The organism is Winogradskyella ouciana (assembly GCF_965284585.1).
GTDB classification, from domain to species: Bacteria; Bacteroidota; Bacteroidia; order Flavobacteriales; family Flavobacteriaceae; genus Winogradskyella; species Winogradskyella ouciana.
The window spans coordinates 2550610-2567915 of sequence record NZ_OZ260095.1; the positions used below are offsets into that span (position 1 = coordinate 2550610).

General features: G+C 34.3%; 17 protein-coding genes and 1 pseudogene. 11 read left to right on the forward strand and 7 right to left on the reverse strand.

The genetic code is table 11. From position 1 onward, the window contains the following. Positions 1–48: 48 nt before the first annotated feature. Both ACQ65V_RS11340 and ACQ65V_RS11345 read right to left on the reverse strand, forming a co-directional pair. Complete coding sequence (locus tag ACQ65V_RS11340) at positions 49–1278, reverse strand: restriction endonuclease subunit S (RefSeq protein ID WP_430467978.1); 1230 nt, start codon at positions 1276–1278, stop codon at positions 49–51. Further along, positions 1269–3983 (reverse strand): type I restriction-modification system subunit M, encoded by a 2715-nt coding sequence (locus ACQ65V_RS11345; RefSeq protein WP_430467979.1) that lies wholly within the window; start codon positions 3981–3983, stop codon positions 1269–1271. The genes ACQ65V_RS11340 and ACQ65V_RS11345 overlap by 10 nt, the downstream gene beginning before the upstream one ends. Before the next feature lie 390 nt (positions 3984–4373). Between ACQ65V_RS11345 and ACQ65V_RS11350 the strand changes: the two genes are divergently transcribed. After that, positions 4374–4676 (forward strand): hypothetical protein, encoded by a 303-nt coding sequence (locus tag ACQ65V_RS11350; protein WP_430467980.1) that lies wholly within the window; start codon positions 4374–4376, stop codon positions 4674–4676. A 437-nt stretch (positions 4677–5113) separates the two neighbouring features. Here ACQ65V_RS11350 and ACQ65V_RS11355 read toward each other — a convergent pair whose 3' ends face one another. Beyond that, on the reverse strand, positions 5114–5710 hold the full coding sequence (locus tag ACQ65V_RS11355) for a recombinase family protein (protein ID WP_430467981.1): 597 nt from the start codon (positions 5708–5710) through the stop codon (positions 5114–5116). A gap of 10 nt (positions 5711–5720) precedes the next feature. After that, on the reverse strand, positions 5721–6245 hold the full coding sequence (locus tag ACQ65V_RS11360; RefSeq protein WP_430467982.1) for an antirestriction protein ArdA: 525 nt from the start codon (positions 6243–6245) through the stop codon (positions 5721–5723). A 170-nt stretch (positions 6246–6415) separates the two neighbouring features. Here ACQ65V_RS11360 and ACQ65V_RS11365 point away from each other — a divergent pair. The 9 genes and pseudogenes from ACQ65V_RS11365 to ACQ65V_RS11405 all read left to right on the forward strand — a co-directional run. Next, positions 6416–7117 (forward strand): annotated as a pseudogene (locus tag ACQ65V_RS11365) (YifB family Mg chelatase-like AAA ATPase); the annotation flags it as partial. Positions 7118–7147: 30 nt separating this feature from the next. Further along, positions 7148–7879, forward strand: coding sequence for a hypothetical protein (locus tag ACQ65V_RS11370; RefSeq protein ID WP_430467983.1), 732 nt, complete (start codon positions 7148–7150; stop codon positions 7877–7879). Positions 7880–8014: 135 nt separating this feature from the next. Then, positions 8015–9124 (forward strand): DUF2891 domain-containing protein, encoded by a 1110-nt coding sequence (locus ACQ65V_RS11375; RefSeq protein WP_430467984.1) that lies wholly within the window; start codon positions 8015–8017, stop codon positions 9122–9124. Beyond that, a complete protein-coding gene (locus ACQ65V_RS11380; protein ID WP_430467985.1) occupies positions 9117–10343 on the forward strand; it encodes an Nramp family divalent metal transporter in 1227 nt (408 codons plus the stop codon). Before ACQ65V_RS11375 ends, ACQ65V_RS11380 begins: the two co-directional genes overlap by 8 nt. 49 nt (positions 10344–10392) lie before the next feature. Continuing rightward, positions 10393–11136 (forward strand): 5-oxoprolinase subunit PxpA, encoded by a 744-nt coding sequence (gene pxpA / locus ACQ65V_RS11385; protein WP_430467986.1) that lies wholly within the window; start codon positions 10393–10395, stop codon positions 11134–11136. Positions 11137–11142: 6 nt separating this feature from the next. Continuing rightward, a complete protein-coding gene (gene pxpB, locus ACQ65V_RS11390; protein ID WP_430467987.1) occupies positions 11143–11874 on the forward strand; it encodes a 5-oxoprolinase subunit PxpB in 732 nt (243 codons plus the stop codon). Beyond that, positions 11867–12715: a biotin-dependent carboxyltransferase family protein gene (locus tag ACQ65V_RS11395; protein ID WP_430467988.1), complete on the forward strand. Its 849-nt coding sequence runs from the start codon at positions 11867–11869 to the stop codon at positions 12713–12715. Before pxpB ends, ACQ65V_RS11395 begins: the two co-directional genes overlap by 8 nt. 88 nt (positions 12716–12803) lie before the next feature. Next, positions 12804–13316: a hypothetical protein gene (locus ACQ65V_RS11400; RefSeq protein ID WP_430467989.1), complete on the forward strand. Its 513-nt coding sequence runs from the start codon at positions 12804–12806 to the stop codon at positions 13314–13316. Positions 13317–13981: 665 nt separating this feature from the next. Next, a complete protein-coding gene (locus ACQ65V_RS11405) occupies positions 13982–14806 on the forward strand; it encodes a sensor histidine kinase (RefSeq protein ID WP_430467990.1) in 825 nt (274 codons plus the stop codon). Here the strand turns inward: ACQ65V_RS11405 and ACQ65V_RS11410 are convergent. The 3 genes from ACQ65V_RS11410 to panB are packed head-to-tail and all read right to left on the reverse strand — an operon-like array spanning position 14803 to position 16744. Further along, positions 14803–15501: an RluA family pseudouridine synthase gene (locus ACQ65V_RS11410; RefSeq protein ID WP_430467991.1), complete on the reverse strand. Its 699-nt coding sequence runs from the start codon at positions 15499–15501 to the stop codon at positions 14803–14805. The two genes, ACQ65V_RS11405 and ACQ65V_RS11410, sit on opposite strands and share 4 nt — an antisense overlap. A 26-nt stretch (positions 15502–15527) precedes the next feature. Continuing rightward, on the reverse strand, positions 15528–15881 hold the full coding sequence (locus tag ACQ65V_RS11415) for a four helix bundle protein (RefSeq protein ID WP_430467992.1): 354 nt from the start codon (positions 15879–15881) through the stop codon (positions 15528–15530). Between the two features lie 44 nt (positions 15882–15925). Next, the gene (gene panB, locus ACQ65V_RS11420; RefSeq protein WP_430467993.1) at positions 15926–16744 is read right to left on the reverse strand and encodes a 3-methyl-2-oxobutanoate hydroxymethyltransferase; all 819 of its coding nucleotides are present in this window, start codon (positions 16742–16744) and stop codon (positions 15926–15928) included. 103 nt (positions 16745–16847) lie between these two features. Here panB and ACQ65V_RS11425 point away from each other — a divergent pair, with 103 nt between their 5' ends. Continuing rightward, the gene (locus ACQ65V_RS11425) at positions 16848–17306 is read left to right on the forward strand and encodes a nuclear transport factor 2 family protein (RefSeq protein WP_430467994.1); all 459 of its coding nucleotides are present in this window, start codon (positions 16848–16850) and stop codon (positions 17304–17306) included.

The window sequence follows — 17306 nt, forward strand, 5'->3', positions numbered from 1 at the left end:
AATTGTATCTACTGCACTTCAAGTTGACACTATTTTGATTATTCTTGGTCATAGTATTCTTATTTTTCCTGTGAGTAATTGTTGCGCCGTGCCTTGTTTAACTAATTTGTATTTTGAAAGCTTTTGCTCTAAGTTTCCAATTTCAGCATCAATATCCAAAAGTTGGCGGACAATAAGTTTTTGTTCATTTTCATCAGGCAGTGGTATGGGTACTTTTCTCAATACAATCATTCCAACTGAACTTCTGGTTGAACCACTCATAACTTTCGAGAAATACTGTTTTATATAATCGGATTTTAGAACGTATCTCAAATAATCTGCATTAACATATTTACATCTTAGAATTCCTAAAGTCGGTGATATTGTATAGTCTCCAATATCATTTCTTAATTTTACTACTTTTCCAATTGATGCGACTCTTCCTAAACCAATCAACCCTTCATTTAAATTATATCGCTTATTATGTTCTTTAAGAACTTGATAATCTACAATTCTAGGATTCTCCGTTATTATTTTCCCATTCTCGTCAAAATCACCAATTCCCAAAAACGGAATTCCAACTGCTGTCTTTGCCGGTGCTCTATGACTAGGATGAGGGTCTATCACATCACAAATATTTTCAATTAATTTAATATCCCAATTTTCTTTAGGTTTCAACAACCGTTGCATTGTACCTTTTCTAATGAGTTTTTTCTTGGTTATCTTTTTTTGAAGGGCTTGAATAAGGGCATCAGTATCAGATAGGACTTGGGCAATGGCTTGTTGTTCTGATTCTTTTGGTATAGGTATTGGAACTTTTCGCAGAACAACCATACCAACAGAACTTCTGGTAGAACCACTCATTATTTTATTGAAGTAATTCTGGATGAAATCAGATTTAAGAATATGCTTTAAATAATCAGGGTTTACAGATTTACTCCTGAGAATTCCCAGCGTTGGCGAAATGGTATAATCCCCAATATCATTCCTTAAACTAACCACTTTCCCAATAGAGGCAACCCTACCTAACCCAATTAAGTTCTCATTTAAATTGTATCTCTTGTTATGGTCTTCAAGTACGTCAAAACCAACAATTCTAGGATTAGTTGCGACTATATTTCCAAGTTCATCAAAATCACCTATCCCTAAAAAGGGAACACCTGTTCTAGTCCTCTTCGGTGCACGATGACTTGGATGAGGGTCAATTACATCACAAATTTCTTCTATGATTGATATCTCCCAACCCTCTGGAATAAATCCTACTTCAGATTGCTTATTTTTTGCCGCTGTTAATTCCATTCAAATCCCATTTTTTCAAGGTGACTATTGACCGTAGCTTCTAATTCTTCTAACATCTTATTCGTTTTTGGCAATGGTGTCCCATAACGTTCTGCTAATTCCTTAATGCGGTTGGTTAAACGTTGGCTTATTTGGTCTATCTCTGAGCTAATTGTTTTATGTAATGTGGTCAACCATTTATCATCTACTACTAATACTTTTATTTCGCCTTCGGTTAGTTCAGGGTATTTGGCATATAGCTTATCGTCTAGCTCCTGTACCTTGTCCTTAATCAACTTCTTAAGCTCCGTTTCCTTATCTCTTAAGTCTAGGTATTGAAAGATAATGGTGAGCTCAAAAATGTACTCCTGTGTTTTATCTTCTTCTATTTTTACCTGTAAGGATTGCTCAATGGTTTCATTTAAATGCTTAAGGTCTTTTTTTGCCAGTGTAATACTATCGTTTGCATCAAGCCACGCCTTAAGTACTTTGGCATTCTCAGTTTCCTCATCCATTGCCTTATAAGCTTTTTGAACATTGGTTTTGGTTGGTTTACCACTTTTACCTTTTAAACCATCAAAAAACGGATTGAGACTGAAGCTATTGAGCTCTTCTATGAGCTTTGGCAAACTTTCCTTAATATTCTCATTGGTTTCATACAAAGCAGGAAAATACTCGTTGAGTGCTGCCTCTTTAAATTCTGCTAAATTTTCCTCAGCATCCTTTTTCTTAGTCACACCAAACAAGGCAGACTCTTCACCACTGTGTTCTTCTTCTAATTCTTGGTATTGAGCAACAGTATTTTCTAGCTGTGCATTAAGGTCTTCTATTTCTAATTTCTCAGCTTCAAAATAGCGATTTGTAACAAGCTCTTTAGGTATGAGGTCGCATGTCCAACCTTTGTCAACCATTTGCTTTTTGTTGTTCTCTTTATAGATTCTATAGGTTTCTGCCTTCCATCCATCATAAGATATGATATAGACATCATCCTGCATGACCTCATGCCAGTAGCTTAGTAAATACTGGTATATATCATACCTATCTACCAACGGTTTGCCCTTATACAGTTCTAAGATATTATCTGATATATCTAAAATGATTTGCTTAGGGTGACAATTTTTAACTAATGCTTTTGCATAGGCTTCCGTTTCTGAAGCCCAAGATTGATAAAGCGTATCCATATCATCCATAAAAGACACAAACTCTGGATGCTCGTATATGGTAGCATTAATCTGGTCATTAGGAACTGTTAAAGCAGAGTAACCTGTCCTGTCCCCTGTGAACAAGTCATTTTTAAGAGAAGGGTATACTTTCCAATATTTTTCCAAATCGTCAATATCTACATTAGGAATCCCTCCATTAAGATGTGCATCTATATCTTGAATATCCTCTTTTTCCTGACCATCGATATATCGAGGGATGTTTAAGTTGTATTCATTCTTCTCAATACTTGAAATAGACACCACTTTGCTGTAGCCTTTAATTACAGTTTGGTTGTTAAATACATCCGTAATTCTTCTGATGTCCTGCTCTCGCAGTCTGTTTTTGTTACCATCCTTAACAAAGCCATTGCTGGCATCAATCATAAAAATGGCTTTACGGTTTTGAGCATTCTCTTTATCTAAAACAATAATACACGCAGGAATGCCTGTACCATAAAACAAGTTAGCTGGTAAACCTATAAGTCCTTTTATATAGCCTCGTTTAATTAGGTTCTTTCTTATTTCAGCTTCAGCATTGCCCCTAAATAAAACTCCATGAGGCAAGATGACCGCACCCTTACCTTTACGCTTCAACGAACGTAAAATATGCAACAGATAAGCAAAGTCTCCATTTTTAGATGGTGGGATTCCAAACCCCTCAAAGCGATTGTATTTTCCATCTTCAGGTAAAGATAGACCAGTACTCCAACGCTTATCACTAAACGGTGGATTGGCAACCACATAATCAAACTGCTTCATGCTGCCATTTTCATCTTTAAATAATGGCTTTGCGAGTGTATTCCCTTGTTTAATCTCCGCAGTAGGGTAATCGTGAAGTATCATGTTCATTCTGGCTAATGCAGATGTAGCAGAGTCCTTCTCCTGACCGTACAAAGTTACTTTAGTATTAGCTGCTGTACCAATTCTTAAAAGCAATGAGCCAGACCCACATGTTGGGTCATAAACGGTTGTATTAGCACTTGACTCTACATCGTGTATGCCAATTATCATTGCCATGATTCTACTCACCTCAGCAGGTGTATAGAATTGCCCTTTACTCTTTCCACTCTCTGTTGCAAAGTGCCTCATAAGATATTCATAGGCATCTCCTAGAATATCATCTCCTTCAGCACGGTTTTTACTGAAGTCTAGTTCGGGCTTTTCAAAGATTGAAATAAGATTTGTCAATCGCTCAACTTTCTCTTTTCCCTCACCGAGCTTAACAGGGTCATCAAAGTCAGGCATATCCGAGAGTTTATTAGCTTCTTTTAAAGGTGCAATTATCTTTTTATTGATTTGGTCACCGATATCTGTTTTACCCTTGAGAAGGGTCATATCTTTAAAACTAGCTCCTTCTGGTATTGTAATTGGGGCATAAGGCTGGTTAGCCCACTTATCACTTATGTATTTTATGAAGAGCATTACCAACACATAATCCTTGTATTGGCTGGCATCCATACCACCTCTTAATTCATCGCAACTTGCCCAAAGGGAACTGTATAGTTCTGATTTTTTTATAGCCATTAGATTTTATAACTGTCTCAATATTAAACAAATAAAGCGTCTCTAAGGAGTCGCTTGTTATTAATTATAGGGTTTTCGTAAAGTTACAATTCTAAATGAGATATTAAAATTTCTTTAGTTATTTTTACGAACCAAAATAAAAACTATAAGAGGAAAGACCTTTTAAATATACGGAAGCGTTAAACTGTTGTTCAGTAAAGAAATCGCCAATTTTTAAACAGTAAGAATAACAAGTGAAATGCTCTCGTCCATAATGGGCGTGAGTTAGTACTTGTTTACTGTAGGTTTTGGCGAACCTCTTTACTGCAAGGCTTGAAACCTCACGCTTCTTTTTTTTTAATGAATTAATCTTTTTGCCTAGAGGTTTGGTGAAGCAGTAAACAATTCTTTATGCTAAACAAAATCTTAAACTCAAAGTATTTACCTTATTTGGGTGAATTAATCCTGCCAACAATACTATCGAGCCTTTTTGCTTTCTTTGTTTATAGTGTTGAAATTGATAGTTATGATTACTATGGAGACGAGATAATATTTGCTTTTAGTTCACTACTATTTTTCATTGTTTTAGTCGAATGGTTTAGACGAAGAAAGTATAAAAACGAAAGTCCATACTTAATTAGATATTTATATGTACCAATATTGGTTATTGCTTTTCTTTTAGGTATTTGGTATGTAAATATGTTGGCACAATAAATAAAGACTTGCTTTATATGATTACCTCGGTTGTCAAAAAGCTAAAAACCTTGCAACCCTTTTGATAACAGCATTGTCAATAGGTAAATACCTAAATCACTTTACTGTCTTAAAGTTTTTTTCTCTCTCTTTGTCTCATTAGGGTTTATATATGTTTAACCCCCATGTTGCCAAAGGGAAAAGTCGATTTTTCGAATAGGGGTGGGGTCTCAATTTGAATTTTTGAATTAAGATTTTTGAAATTTTAGTTTTTATTCTTTGCTCTTAGTGAGTGTTAACAATACCTATTTGTCAATTTTTACCTGATATATGTTTTTAACGTATCAATATCCCATGGCAAAGTATAAAAGCTTTTGAGAATATTTCTTTAGGTCTTGTTTTTGCTAGGACTTTAAGCATTTTAGATAGTGGTGTTTATCTTTTGCCAAGAGTCAATTTCAATTTCCGTAGTATATTTTTTTTACTTTTTGTACAGTACTTAAACTAATATCACAAAGTTTAGCAATGTTTCTCAAAGAATGGTTTTGATTTAGCAGTTTTATTGTTTTCTTATGCCTCGCTAAAAATTCTTTTTTAGATTCTTTAGAACCTTTGACTCTTCCTTTGTAAACACCATTTATTTTAGCTAACAATATTCCTTCTTTTTGACGTTCTAAGATAGTTTCTCTCTCCATTTCAGCAATACTTCCCATAACTGAAATAATGAGTTTAAAAGCGAAGTTTGGCTTTCCTGCAATGTGGCTTTCAATACCTAAATTATCAACTTTTAAAATGATTCCATATTGCTCAAATAGCTCTAAAGTTGAAAGTATATCAATTAAATTTCTACCAAGTCTATCAATACTATGCACCGTTATATAATTGATTTTACCGCCTTTTATTTGCTCTAGAAGGTCTTTGGCTTTCTCTCTTGTTTTAAAGGCTGTAGCACCACTTATAATGTCTATAAATACGGCTTCGTTTGGATGTTTTTTAGTGAGTTGCCTCTCGATTTTTTGAGAGGCAGTACTTATTCTTATATATCGTGCTTTCATTGTGAAATTATTAATAGTTTCTAAAGTAGTAGTTGTTATCTGTTGAGTAGTCCATCATTATATCTCTTGCAGTGCTTTCCCAATTAATATGTATGTAGCTTGGAAGGTTTTCAATAGTGCTTCCAGTTTCTTCTAGTAAATTCTCTACAAACTCAATATCACTTGAATATTCTCCGCAATAGCTTTCCTCTATACGCTCAATAAGTTCGTTAATGTCATTAGAGTACATTCCAAACACGTTACAATAACTGTTAAATACCTCTACATCATAATAAGAGTGTTTTAATGCTTCAATAACATTGTAAATTTCTTCTGAAATATAAGATTGACTTATTAGTCCTAAACTTTCAAATATTACATCGCATTCCCAATCCTGAAACATGTATTCAGGGTCTATTTCATCTCTATGTATCTTTCTAATAGCATCTTTTAGTTCTTCAAAACTGTCATACATTAATAAGTCCAGCCATTTACCAGCAATACTTCCGTTATTGTACTTTGCATACGTTCCTACATAAATTTTTAAGTTCTCCATAATGTTTATTTTTATTATTTACATTTATACTTATGGTTCATGTATTGAAAATAGGCTGGGTTCAATCAGTACACTTTAAACTCAGTATTTTGGCTTATCTCTTTGCTAGTACTGTGTTTCAGGATGGGTATAGTCTATTTTCAATAAAGCACACATTATACAGAACAACAAACGTTGCCCTGGTTGGAGGCGGAAGCTATCCGCAACCAGGTGAAATTTCATTATCACACAACGGAGTGTTATTCCTAGACGAATTACCAGAGTTTAAACGTGAAGTTCTGGAAGTAATGCGTCAACCTTTGGAAGACCGAGAAGTAACCATATCAAGAGCAAAATTTACGGTAACCTATCCATCCTCTTTTATGTTGGTGGCGAGTATGAATCCGAGTCCTGGTGGTTATTTTAATGATCCAGATGCGCCAGTGACGTCTAGTCCTGCAGAAATGCAACGTTATCTCAGTAAAATTTCAGGACCTTTGTTAGATCGAATAGATATTCACATTGAAGTGACTCCAGTACCTTTTGAAAAACTATCTGACGATAGAAAAGGCGAATCTTCAGTGGATATAAGAAAACGTGTGACTAAAGCAAGAGAAGTACAGACCGAACGCTTTAAAGAATTGGAAAATGTGCATTATAATGCGCAGATGAACACCAAGCAAATCAGAAAATATTGCAAGTTAGACGATGCGTCATTACAGCTTTTAAAATCCGCCATGGAACGTTTAAATCTCTCTGCTAGAGCTTATGACAGAATTCTTAAGGTGTCGAGAACCATTGCCGATTTAGAAGGTTCTGAAAATGTTTTGGGTGCTCATATTAGCGAAGCGATACAATACCGAAGTTTAGATAGAGAGGGTTGGTTGGGGTAAGTTTAAAATCAAATAAAATCAAATGAGTTTATGAATTATGCTGATTATCCAGTTGTACTGTTAGAAAATGTACAAAATACTTTTCAAAAATTAAGAAATAAAGTCAAAGAGAATGATGATATTCTCAGGATAGTTAAAGATGAAAATTTAGAATTGAAAATTGAGTATACTAGAAAAGGTTATGACTTTAAATTTAGTGTTGCAAATCCGAACTATTCAAATAACCACGTCTCTTTTAAGGTTTTACATTTGCCAAGTAGTAATAGGGAAAAGGGTTTATTTAATATGCCAATAATATCTTCTTCAAAAGAAGAAATATTGAACAGATTTAATCACTGGCTAAATATTCTAAAAAAATATGAGAACATAAGCATTCATCCTAAAGATAAAGTTCTAAGAGATTATGAAAATAGATTCTTTCAAGTATTCAGTTTTTTGGATGATAAAAGTGATGATAAGGCGTTATCTTTTAAGAACAGAACTTTACTAAATATTTTTATAGATAAGACCATTGGGTTTTTAGTTGCAGATGATTCAATTGAAGATAGTGAGGAAAAAAATGAAATCATTGAAGAATTAAAAGAGTTAAATAAATATCTTCCTCAATTAACACAAGGTCAAATTAAAAAAAGGATTGCTGTTTTATATAGTAGAATTTATTTTCAAGGTGTTGATATTATTAATTGGATTGTAAAAGAAGGTAAAAGTGTTGGGTTTGGACAAATTCTAATTGAAGGTTTTAAAGGTTTAATGGGCGGATAATATATAAGTGAAGCTATTCAGTATCGAAGTTTGGATAGAGAGGGTTGGTTAGGGTAACTGTTTTCTATTTACATGTCACATTGAGCACAGTCGAAATGCTATGGAGCAATTTTGATAAAATTTAAAAGAATTATTATGAAACATATAGTCCTGTTGCTTTGCTTTTTTATTTTTTGTTGTAATACCAAAAAGGAAAAGAACGCTGACAACGTAACTGCCAAAATTGAAAACGAAAAAATACCAACCTTAAACCTAGAACAAGCCAACCGTTTAGCAGAATTACCACTTGCTTGCGTTGGTACTGAATATCCTAACAAACTCGGTCAAACCTTAGGAAGCGATGACGATTTAAAATCACCAAAAACATTACATCCAACCTTTTACGGTTGTTTTGACTGGCATTCTGCTGTTCATGGACATTGGAGCATGGTGAGCTTATTACGTCAGTTTCAAGATTTGGAAAAGCAAACCGAGATGCAGAGTTGGTTGGTGCAAAGTATTTCAAAAGAAAATATTGAAAAAGAAGTCGCCTATTTCCACGGTAAGCACAATAAAACTTACGAACGTACTTATGGTTGGGCATGGTTGCTCAAATTAGCTGAAGAACTACACAAATGGGATCACTCTACAGCAAGGGAAGTGGAAAATAACCTCCAACCGTTAACAGATTTAATCGTCAATAAATATTTAGAGTTTCTACCCAAACTTAATTACCCAATCAGAGTGGGAGAGCACCCAAATACAGCCTTCGGGTTAAGTTTTGCCTACGATTATGCAGTAACAGTAGGGCATTCAGAGCTGAAAGCTGTCATTGAAAAACGAGCCAAGGATTTTTATATGGATGATCAAGATTGTCCGTTGGAATGGGAGCCAAGTGGATTCGATTTTTTATCTCCTTGTTTGGAAGAAGCGGCTTTAATGAAGCGTATATTGTCTAAAGATGAGTTTATGGCTTGGGTAAACGATTTTTTGCCACAGCTAAATAACGAAGATTTTGATATCGAAGTCGGTAAAGTCTCAGACCGAACGGACGGAAAACTCGTGCATCTCGATGGTGTTAACTTTTCAAGAGCATGGAGTCTCAACGAAATTGCCAATGGTATTCCTGAATTTGATCATCTCAAAAATTTAGCCAACAAACACATTAATTATTCCTTACCAAGTATTGTAGGAGATAGTTACGAAGGTGGGCATTGGCTAGGTAGTTTCGCTATTTATGCCTTGAATTCCATAGATAATGATTAGGAAATTCTTCAAAAATATAGGACCTGGTCCATTGGTAGCGGCAGCATTTATAGGTCCAGGCACTGTAACACTGTGTACCTTGGCTGGTGTCAACTTTGGTTATGCACTACTTTGGGCATTAGTGTTATCGGTTTTGGCAACTATTGTATTACAAGAAATGGCAGCTAGATTGGGTATTGTGTCCCAAAAGGGCTTGTCTGAAGTTATTAGAGAAGAAATAAAAAGTCCAATAGCAAGAGGATTAGCGATTGGTTTAATGTTGTCAGCTATTGTTGTTGGTAACGCAGCTTACGAAGCTGGAAACATTAGTGGAGGAGCTTTGGGAGTGCAAACGCTTTTCGGTAATCCTGAAATTGTCATTGGTAGCTCAAATTTCACGGTTATTCCCATTGTTATAGGTGCTGTAGCCTTTATTTTACTCTATATTGGAAATTATAAAGTGCTTGAACAAACCTTAGTTTCATTGGTGATTCTGATGAGTTTAGCATTTTTAACCACAGCTATTATTACAAAACCCGATATTTTGGAAGTGGCAAAAGGTATGCTCATTCCTAAATTTCCCGATAAGAGTATTCTCACCATTATTGGCCTCATTGGTACAACTGTTGTGCCTTATAATTTATTCTTGCATGCGTCCTTGGCAAAGACCAAATGGCAATCCAAGAGTGATTTACGTTACGCCAGGAAAGACACAATAATCGCAGTGGTTTTAGGAGGTTTGGTGTCGATGTGTATAATTATAACTGCTTCTGCTATTCCGCACCAAGATATTTCAAATGCATCAGATCTGGCCAAAGGACTTGAGCCTTTGTTCGGTGTTAATGCCAAATACTTTTTGTCCATCGGTTTGTTTGCTGCTGGCATTACAAGCGCTATAACTGCACCTTTGGCAGCAGCTTTTGTAGCGAGTGGCTGTTTGGGTTGGGAAGCAAATCTTAAGTCACCAAAATTTAGAACGGTTTGGATGAGTATTCTTGTTTTAGGTGTCATATTCTCTTCAATTGGATTTAAATCTATTGAAATCATCAAATTTGCCCAAGTCGCTAATGGTTTGCTGTTGCCTATTATTGCAGGATTTTTACTCTGGGTTATGAACAAACGGATTGTCCTTGGGAACTATACAAACTCAAAACTTCAGAACATTCTTGGAATTATAATTCTAATAATCACTATCTTTTTAGGTGTAAAAGGAATTTTAAGTGTTTTTAATCTTATCTAAATGTTTTGTTGAATAATTGTCCCATTGAGGGGACTTTAGGGGTGTTTTTATGAGTCTTTTAATAAAAATAGATATCAATGCTGACGTAGGAGAAGGTATGGGCAATGAGCCTGAATTAATGCCACATTTGTCATCGTGCAATATTGCCTGTGGTGGTCATGCGGGCAACACCTTTACAATGACTGAAGTCGTAAGGTTAGCTAGAGCACATAATGTTAAGATTGGCGCACACCCATCGTTTCCCGATAAAACTAATTTTGGAAGGAAGATTATAGAAATGACAGCCGCAGACTTATATACCAGTCTAAAGCAGCAAATTAGAGTACTTCAAAATGTATTGCGTTCAGAAAATGCTATGTTACATCACATTAAACCACATGGTGCTTTGTACAATTTGGCCGCAAAGGATGAGAAAACAGCAAATGTGATTGTTGAAGTTATAAAAAGTATCGCTTTGCCTTTAAAACTTTATGCGCCTTACTTTTCTGTCATTGCTAAAGTAGCGGAAGCAGAAGGTATTGAAGTGACTTATGAAGCTTTTGCAGATAGAAACTATAATACAGATCTTTCTTTGGTGTCTCGAGAAATGGATAATGCAATTTTAACGGAAAAGGATGAAATTCTTAACCATGTCTTAAGGATGATAACGCATCAAAAAGTAAGTACAGTTGATGGGGTAGAAGTACTTCTAAAAGCATCAACTTTTTGCGTTCATGGAGACACTAAAAATGCTTCAGAAATTTTAAAGTTTTTGAATGAAAAACTGCCCGAATATAAAATTCAAATCAGTTAAAAATTTATGCCTTATAATTTAAAATTTTCTCGCTATGGAGAACGTGCCATTTTAATTGAATGGCCAGCGATAATTGATGAAAAAATTTTAAAAGACATCTTGAATTTTAAAAATAACATCAAAAAATATATAATTAAACAAAAAGTTAAGGTAATCAATACATACAACTCAATATTAATAAATTATGATTTTACTATTGACAACATCAATGATGAAATTTCGAGTCTAAAAACCATGTATAATGAACAAAATGAGGTTGAATCCACTAACGCTTCTATTTGGGAAATACCTGTTTGTTATAATAAGGAATTCGGTCATGATTTAGAAGATTTTTCGAATCAAAAAAAGCTATCAAAAAATGAAATTATTGAACTTCATTCTAACGAAATTTACACGGTATATTTCATCGGTTTTTTACCTGGATTTTTGTACTTGGGAGGACTTCCTCCTAAGATCTGTTTAGATAGAAAGTCAACACCCAATCTCAATATTAAAAAAGGTTCGGTTGCCATTGGTGGGCGGCAAACAGGAATCTATCCGCAAGACAGTCCTGGAGGATGGCATATAATTGGTAGAACTCCAGTAGAATTTTTTATGTCCTCACAAAATCCACCTTGTTTTGTAAAAGCAGGAGATAAGGTAAAGTTCAGGCCTATTGAGGAGAGTGAATACTTAGACATTGAAAAACGTATGTCTAAATCAGCATATCAATTAAAACCCATAAAACAAAATGCTTAAAGTTTTAAAACCTGGGTTTTATTCAACAGTTCAAGATTTAGGGCGTTTTGGCTTTAGAAATTATGGAGTACCAGTTTCTGGTTTTATGGATGCATATTCCGCTCAGTTCGCAAACCTGCTACTAGGGAATGATATGGATTCAGCTTTAATTGAAATGACCATGATTGGTGGTGAATTTCAGTTTACAAAGCCAACTACTATAGTCATTTCAGGAGCAGTAATGAATACAAAGTTGAATAATAGTTTGGTAAAACAAAGCGAAGTCATAGGCGTGGAAAAAAATGACATTATAAGTTTTGGAAAGACTAAAACGGGATTTAGAACCTATTTAGCCATAAAAGACGGATTTAAAACCAATGAAGTTTTAGAAAGCCGAAGCCAGTACAGTCCCATTACAGAATTCAACACCATCAGTAAAGGTGATACGTTAAAATACGCGAGTAATGATAGCAGTTATAGTATATCCAAGGCATCAGTAAAATTTGATGATTCTGTAGTGTTAAGTGATATTCTCGAAGTGTATAAAGGACCAGAGTTCAATAAATTATCAACCGAGCTAAAAACGCAGCTTATTAATTCTGAACTTAAAGTTTCAAAATACAATAACCGCATGGCCTATCAATTAGAGCCACTTTTGAAAAATAATCTTGAGTCTATCCTAACCTCACCAGTTTTGCCGGGAACAGTTCAGCTTACACCAAAGGGCAATTTAATAGTTTTGATGCGAGATTGCCAGACCACTGGAGGTTATCCTAGAGTACTTCAATTAACGGAAAAATCCATTAATGTGTTGAGTCAAAAAACTACTGGAAACATCATAAATCTTAGACTAAAAGGCTGAAGTTGTAAGAAAACAATTAATAATAATTTTTTTTGTTAACTAATTTCAATAATTTAGGCTCAACTATTAATTAATTTGAAGACTTATTATGAAAAAATTAGGATTACTTATTCTTGGTGTATTACTAGGTGCCTTGGCGATGTATTATTATTGTTGTGGATCTATGGAAATGGAGAACGAATCTCCAATCACAGAACCAAAAGGGTTGATTACGCCCAAAGAGGCAAAGACTTTAGATCAAGCGTACAACATTAAACATCGCATTATTAATGATTCTCTTTATAAGAATTCTGCTGACGGAGGTGATAATCGTTCTTCTTGGTGGAAACTTGAGGATATTCAGAACTACATTAATTATGCAGAAAACCAGGCTGGTGAATTAGGTTATACCATGGATGGAATCCGTGTTTATTTAGGAGCGCATCCAAATTCTGGTGAAGAAACAGGATTAACAACGATGTTCTTTATACCAACTGGTTATATGAATAAGTCTCAAGGTAGCGTCTTTCCTATGTTTCAAGAGAGTGGAGATATACCAGGTGGTTCAGGGTTAAATCATGGAGGGAATGGAATGCCACCAGGCGCTAATTATCCACAGTAAAAAACTGACTAAGATGGAATGAATTTTAACGTATTCCTTTTCCATATATTAGAGTTAATTGCAGCCGTTGCCGGATCAATCTATTACATTAAAACTAGAGATTATAAAATAAAACCATTTGTATGGTATCTCTGGATAATGGTCATTGTTGAGACAATTGGTATGTACGGTTACATACTTCAGTATAATTTTGATAATGAGATATTTATTTGGATAAAAAACAGTGTTTTTTGCTACAATTCATGGCTTTATAATCTATTTAACCTAGCAACAATTCTTTTGTTTGGGGTGTTTTATAACAAACTGATAAAGAGTAAAATAGATAAAAATATTATCAAGCTAATTATAATTTTATATGTAATATTTTCGGTATTGTATTTTGTTTTTTCTGGCGGGTTTTTTATAAAATCAATACCCTATGATTTTCTTTTAAGTACATTTGTCGTATTCGTTTTTGTGATGCTATATTATAAGCAATTGTTGAATAGCGAAAAGATATTGTTCTTTTATAAATCGCCATATTTTTATATAAGTTCAGGGCTTTTATTATGGTTTTTATGTGTTACTCCATTATTTATCTTTGATGCATATTTCTATGAGATCAATCAAAGTTTCATTGAATTTAGAAGTTTGTATCTTCTAATTGCTAACATTTTTTTATACGTATGCTTTACATTTGGATTTCTTTATACAATTCAATACAAAAAACCATCAGCAACGAGGAAATTGCCTTAATTTCTTATGTCATTTTCTTTTTCCTGATTATAATTGTTGTGTTTGTTCTGTTTTTTATCATGTTTCAAAAACGTAAAAATCAATTATTACTTGATAAAATAAAACAACAAAAAGAGTTTGAAGAAGAATTGGCTAAAACCCAACAAGAGATTCAAGAAGAAACTCTAAAGCACGTAGGCAGAGAACTTCATGATAACGTTGGACAAATGCTTGTGCTGGCCACTATGCAAATGAAATCTGCAGTAAAAGTGGTTGGAGAAGAGGTTAAATCTAAAGTTGCTAATGCTTCTCAATACTTAAAAGAATCGTTAGACGAAGTAAGAGCTTTATCAAAATCCTTAAATAGTGATGTCATTTTCAATTTAGGGTTTGATGCCACAGTAAAGAATGAAATTGAACGCCTAAATAAGTCAGGTTTAATACAAGCAAATCTCACTATTAATGGAGATAATGTAGAATTTGAAAACCATAAAGACGAAATCATTCTCTTTAGGATTTTACAGGAATTTACTTCAAACACTTTAAAATATGCTGAAGCAGAACATCTGAATGTTGAAATTAACTATCACAAAGAATTTTTGAACATTGAGGTAGAAGATGATGGTAATGGTTTCGATTTAGCTACTGCAGAGCAAGGGTCTGGAATGACCAATATGAAAAAACGTGCAGAGTTGATAAATGCAGATTTTCAGTTAAACACACAGCCTGAAAACGGTACTAAACTCAATTTAAAATATCCATACCGAACACTCTAACTTTCACAAGCTTGCCATAAAGTATCCTTTGGCACAGGTGCGGTTATGATTACATTTTCTTTCTTTACAGGATGAACAAACTCCAGTCGTCTTGCATGAAGACTAATGCTCGCATCTTTATTACTACGATCAAAGCCATATTTTAAATCTCCCTTAATAGGGCAACCGATTTTAGAAAGTTGACAACGGATTTGATGGTGTCTTCCGGTTTCTAAATCAACTTCGAGTAAATAAAAATTATCTAATGCTTTAATGATTTTATAATGAAGAATAGCTTTTTTACTACCATCAACCTCTTTGCTATATGCTGTTGATTTATTTTTTTTAGGATTCTTTTTTAGCCAGTGGATTAATTGGTCTTCTGTATTCGGAGGTGGATTTTTTACCAAAGCCCAATACGTTTTATTGGCTTTTTTTTCTGCGAATAATTTATTGAGTCTTGGTAAGGCCTTACTGGTTTTAGAAAACAGCACAATACCTGTGGTAGGCCTATCTAAACGATGCACAACACCTAAATATACATTCCCAGGTTTGTCGTATTTATCTTTTATGTAATCCTTTACAACATCACTTAAAGGTTTGTCACCAGTTTTATCTCCTTGCACAATATCACCAGCACGTTTATTGACAACGATGATATGATTGTCTTCGTAGAGGACTTGAAGATTGGTTTTATTTGATAGAGTTTTAGACAAAATAGATTTTTAGATCAGTTAGATTTTTAGATTAAAGTAGATTTAAACTTTGAAATCATCTTAATAACTTCATCTAATTCAGAAAGAATTGATTCTAGTTCTATATCTGATATAAATTTTAAATCAGAAGAAATGAGCAATTGTGTTTCTATTTCATAAGCGGAACCAATTGCGATTTGTAAAAATCTAGCAAAATCTTTATTTGAGTGTCTTGAGGACCCTTCAGCAATATTAGAAGGTATAGAGACCGACGCACGTCTTAGCTGGTGTGTCAGTCCGAATTTTTCTGAATCAGGAAATTTTGATGTTATTTCATAAATTCTTGAGCAGAATGACCTACTTCTTTTCCAAATTTGTAATTCTTTAAATTTATGAGCCATTTTTCAGTTATGTGTCTAACAATCTAAAAGTCTAACAATCTAGATCAATACTGCTCCTTATCATTAGGAAAATCCTCAGACTTCACATCTTCTACATATTGAGAGATAGCGTTGGTCATGTCATCATAAAGATTCATATAGCGACGTAAGAAACGAGGGTTAAACTCATGCGTCATCCCAATCATATCGTGAAGCACCAGTACTTGTCCATCCACACCATCACCAGCACCAATACCTATAATTGGTATAGAAACGCTTTCTGCGACTTGCTTAGCTAAATCTGCTGGGATTTTTTCTAAGACAATGCCAAAACAACCCGCTTTTTCTAACATTATAGCATCTTCCTTAAGTTGTAAAGCTTCTTGCTCTTCTTTTGCTCTAACAGTATAGGTTCCAAATTTATAAATGGATTGTGGTGTGAGTCCTAAATGTCCCATAACCGGAATACCAGCATTTAGAATACGCTTAATTGAATCCTTTATTTCTTTACCACCTTCAAGCTTTACGGCATGTCCACCAGATTCCTTCATAATACGTATGGCAGAACGTAAAGCCTCCTTTGGATCACTTTGGTAGGTTCCGAAAGGTAAATCAACAACCACTAATGCTCTATCAATAGCACGTACAACAGATGATGCGTGATAAATCATTTGGTCTAATGTAATAGGTAAAGTTGTTTCATGCCCAGCCATAACATTACTTGCAGAATCGCCTACCAAAATTACATCAACACCTGCGCCATCAACAATTTTTGCCATGGTGTAATCGTAAGCGGTGAGCATGGATATTTTTTCGCCTTTGGACTTCATATCCACAAGGGTTTTTACGGTAATTCTTTTGTATTCTTTCTTGGCTACAGACATATTGATTAAATTAGTGATGTAAAAATAAAGAGATTTGTTAAACTTTTGTTTATTCTACGATAGAAATACGGTATCAGTCGTATTTTGACTAAAATTTTATAAGATGAAAAAACTGTTACTACTTGGAGCGTTCTGCTTCACATTGATTGTAAACGCACAAAAAACTGAAAAGGAAAATGTAAAAGCAACAATCGTTAAATTTTTCGAATCTTTCCATAAACAAGATACCACAAAGCTTAAGGCTATGGCAAAAGGCGATATAATAATGCAATCCATTTCGGTGGACAAAGAAGGCAAGACAGTTTTACAAGAAAGTGACTACAGCCAGTTTCTTAAGAATATCGCTAGTATTCCTAAGGACAGAACGTTTGAGGAAAAATTGTTGGATTTCAATATTCAAGTAGATGGAAACATGGCAAATGCTTGGACACCTTACGAATTTTGGTATAATGGCAACTTTAGTCACTGTGGAGTGAATTCCTTTCAGCTTATAAAGGTAAATGATGAGTGGAAAATTATTTATTTGGTCGATACAAGAAGGAGAGAAGGGTGTAAAAATTAG

Excerpts from the sequence above, each read along its gene's own strand:
- ACQ65V_RS11395 (WP_430467988.1), top strand. The coding sequence starts at position 11,867 with ATGCTTAAAGTTTTAAAACCTGGGTTTTATTCAACAGTTCAAGATTTA.
- panB (WP_430467993.1), bottom strand. The coding sequence starts at position 16,744 with ATGTCTGTAGCCAAGAAAGAATACAAAAGAATTACCGTAAAAACCCTT.
- ACQ65V_RS11350 (WP_430467980.1), top strand. The coding sequence starts at position 4,374 with ATGCTAAACAAAATCTTAAACTCAAAGTATTTACCTTATTTGGGTGAA.
- ACQ65V_RS11425 (WP_430467994.1), top strand. The coding sequence starts at position 16,848 with ATGAAAAAACTGTTACTACTTGGAGCGTTCTGCTTCACATTGATTGTA.
- ACQ65V_RS11405 (WP_430467990.1), top strand. The coding sequence starts at position 13,982 with ATGCTTTACATTTGGATTTCTTTATACAATTCAATACAAAAAACCATC.
- ACQ65V_RS11345 (WP_430467979.1), bottom strand. The coding sequence starts at position 3,983 with ATGGCTATAAAAAAATCAGAACTATACAGTTCCCTTTGGGCAAGTTGC.
- ACQ65V_RS11370 (WP_430467983.1), top strand. The coding sequence starts at position 7,148 with ATGAATTATGCTGATTATCCAGTTGTACTGTTAGAAAATGTACAAAAT.
- ACQ65V_RS11375 (WP_430467984.1), top strand. The coding sequence starts at position 8,015 with ATGAAACATATAGTCCTGTTGCTTTGCTTTTTTATTTTTTGTTGTAAT.
- ACQ65V_RS11415 (WP_430467992.1), bottom strand. The coding sequence starts at position 15,881 with ATGGCTCATAAATTTAAAGAATTACAAATTTGGAAAAGAAGTAGGTCA.
- ACQ65V_RS11360 (WP_430467982.1), bottom strand. The coding sequence starts at position 6,245 with ATGGAGAACTTAAAAATTTATGTAGGAACGTATGCAAAGTACAATAAC.
- ACQ65V_RS11355 (WP_430467981.1), bottom strand. The coding sequence starts at position 5,710 with ATGAAAGCACGATATATAAGAATAAGTACTGCCTCTCAAAAAATCGAG.
- pxpB (WP_430467987.1), top strand. The coding sequence starts at position 11,143 with ATGCCTTATAATTTAAAATTTTCTCGCTATGGAGAACGTGCCATTTTA.
- ACQ65V_RS11380 (WP_430467985.1), top strand. The coding sequence starts at position 9,117 with ATGATTAGGAAATTCTTCAAAAATATAGGACCTGGTCCATTGGTAGCG.
- ACQ65V_RS11340 (WP_430467978.1), bottom strand. The coding sequence starts at position 1,278 with ATGGAATTAACAGCGGCAAAAAATAAGCAATCTGAAGTAGGATTTATT.
- pxpA (WP_430467986.1), top strand. The coding sequence starts at position 10,393 with ATGAGTCTTTTAATAAAAATAGATATCAATGCTGACGTAGGAGAAGGT.
- ACQ65V_RS11400 (WP_430467989.1), top strand. The coding sequence starts at position 12,804 with ATGAAAAAATTAGGATTACTTATTCTTGGTGTATTACTAGGTGCCTTG.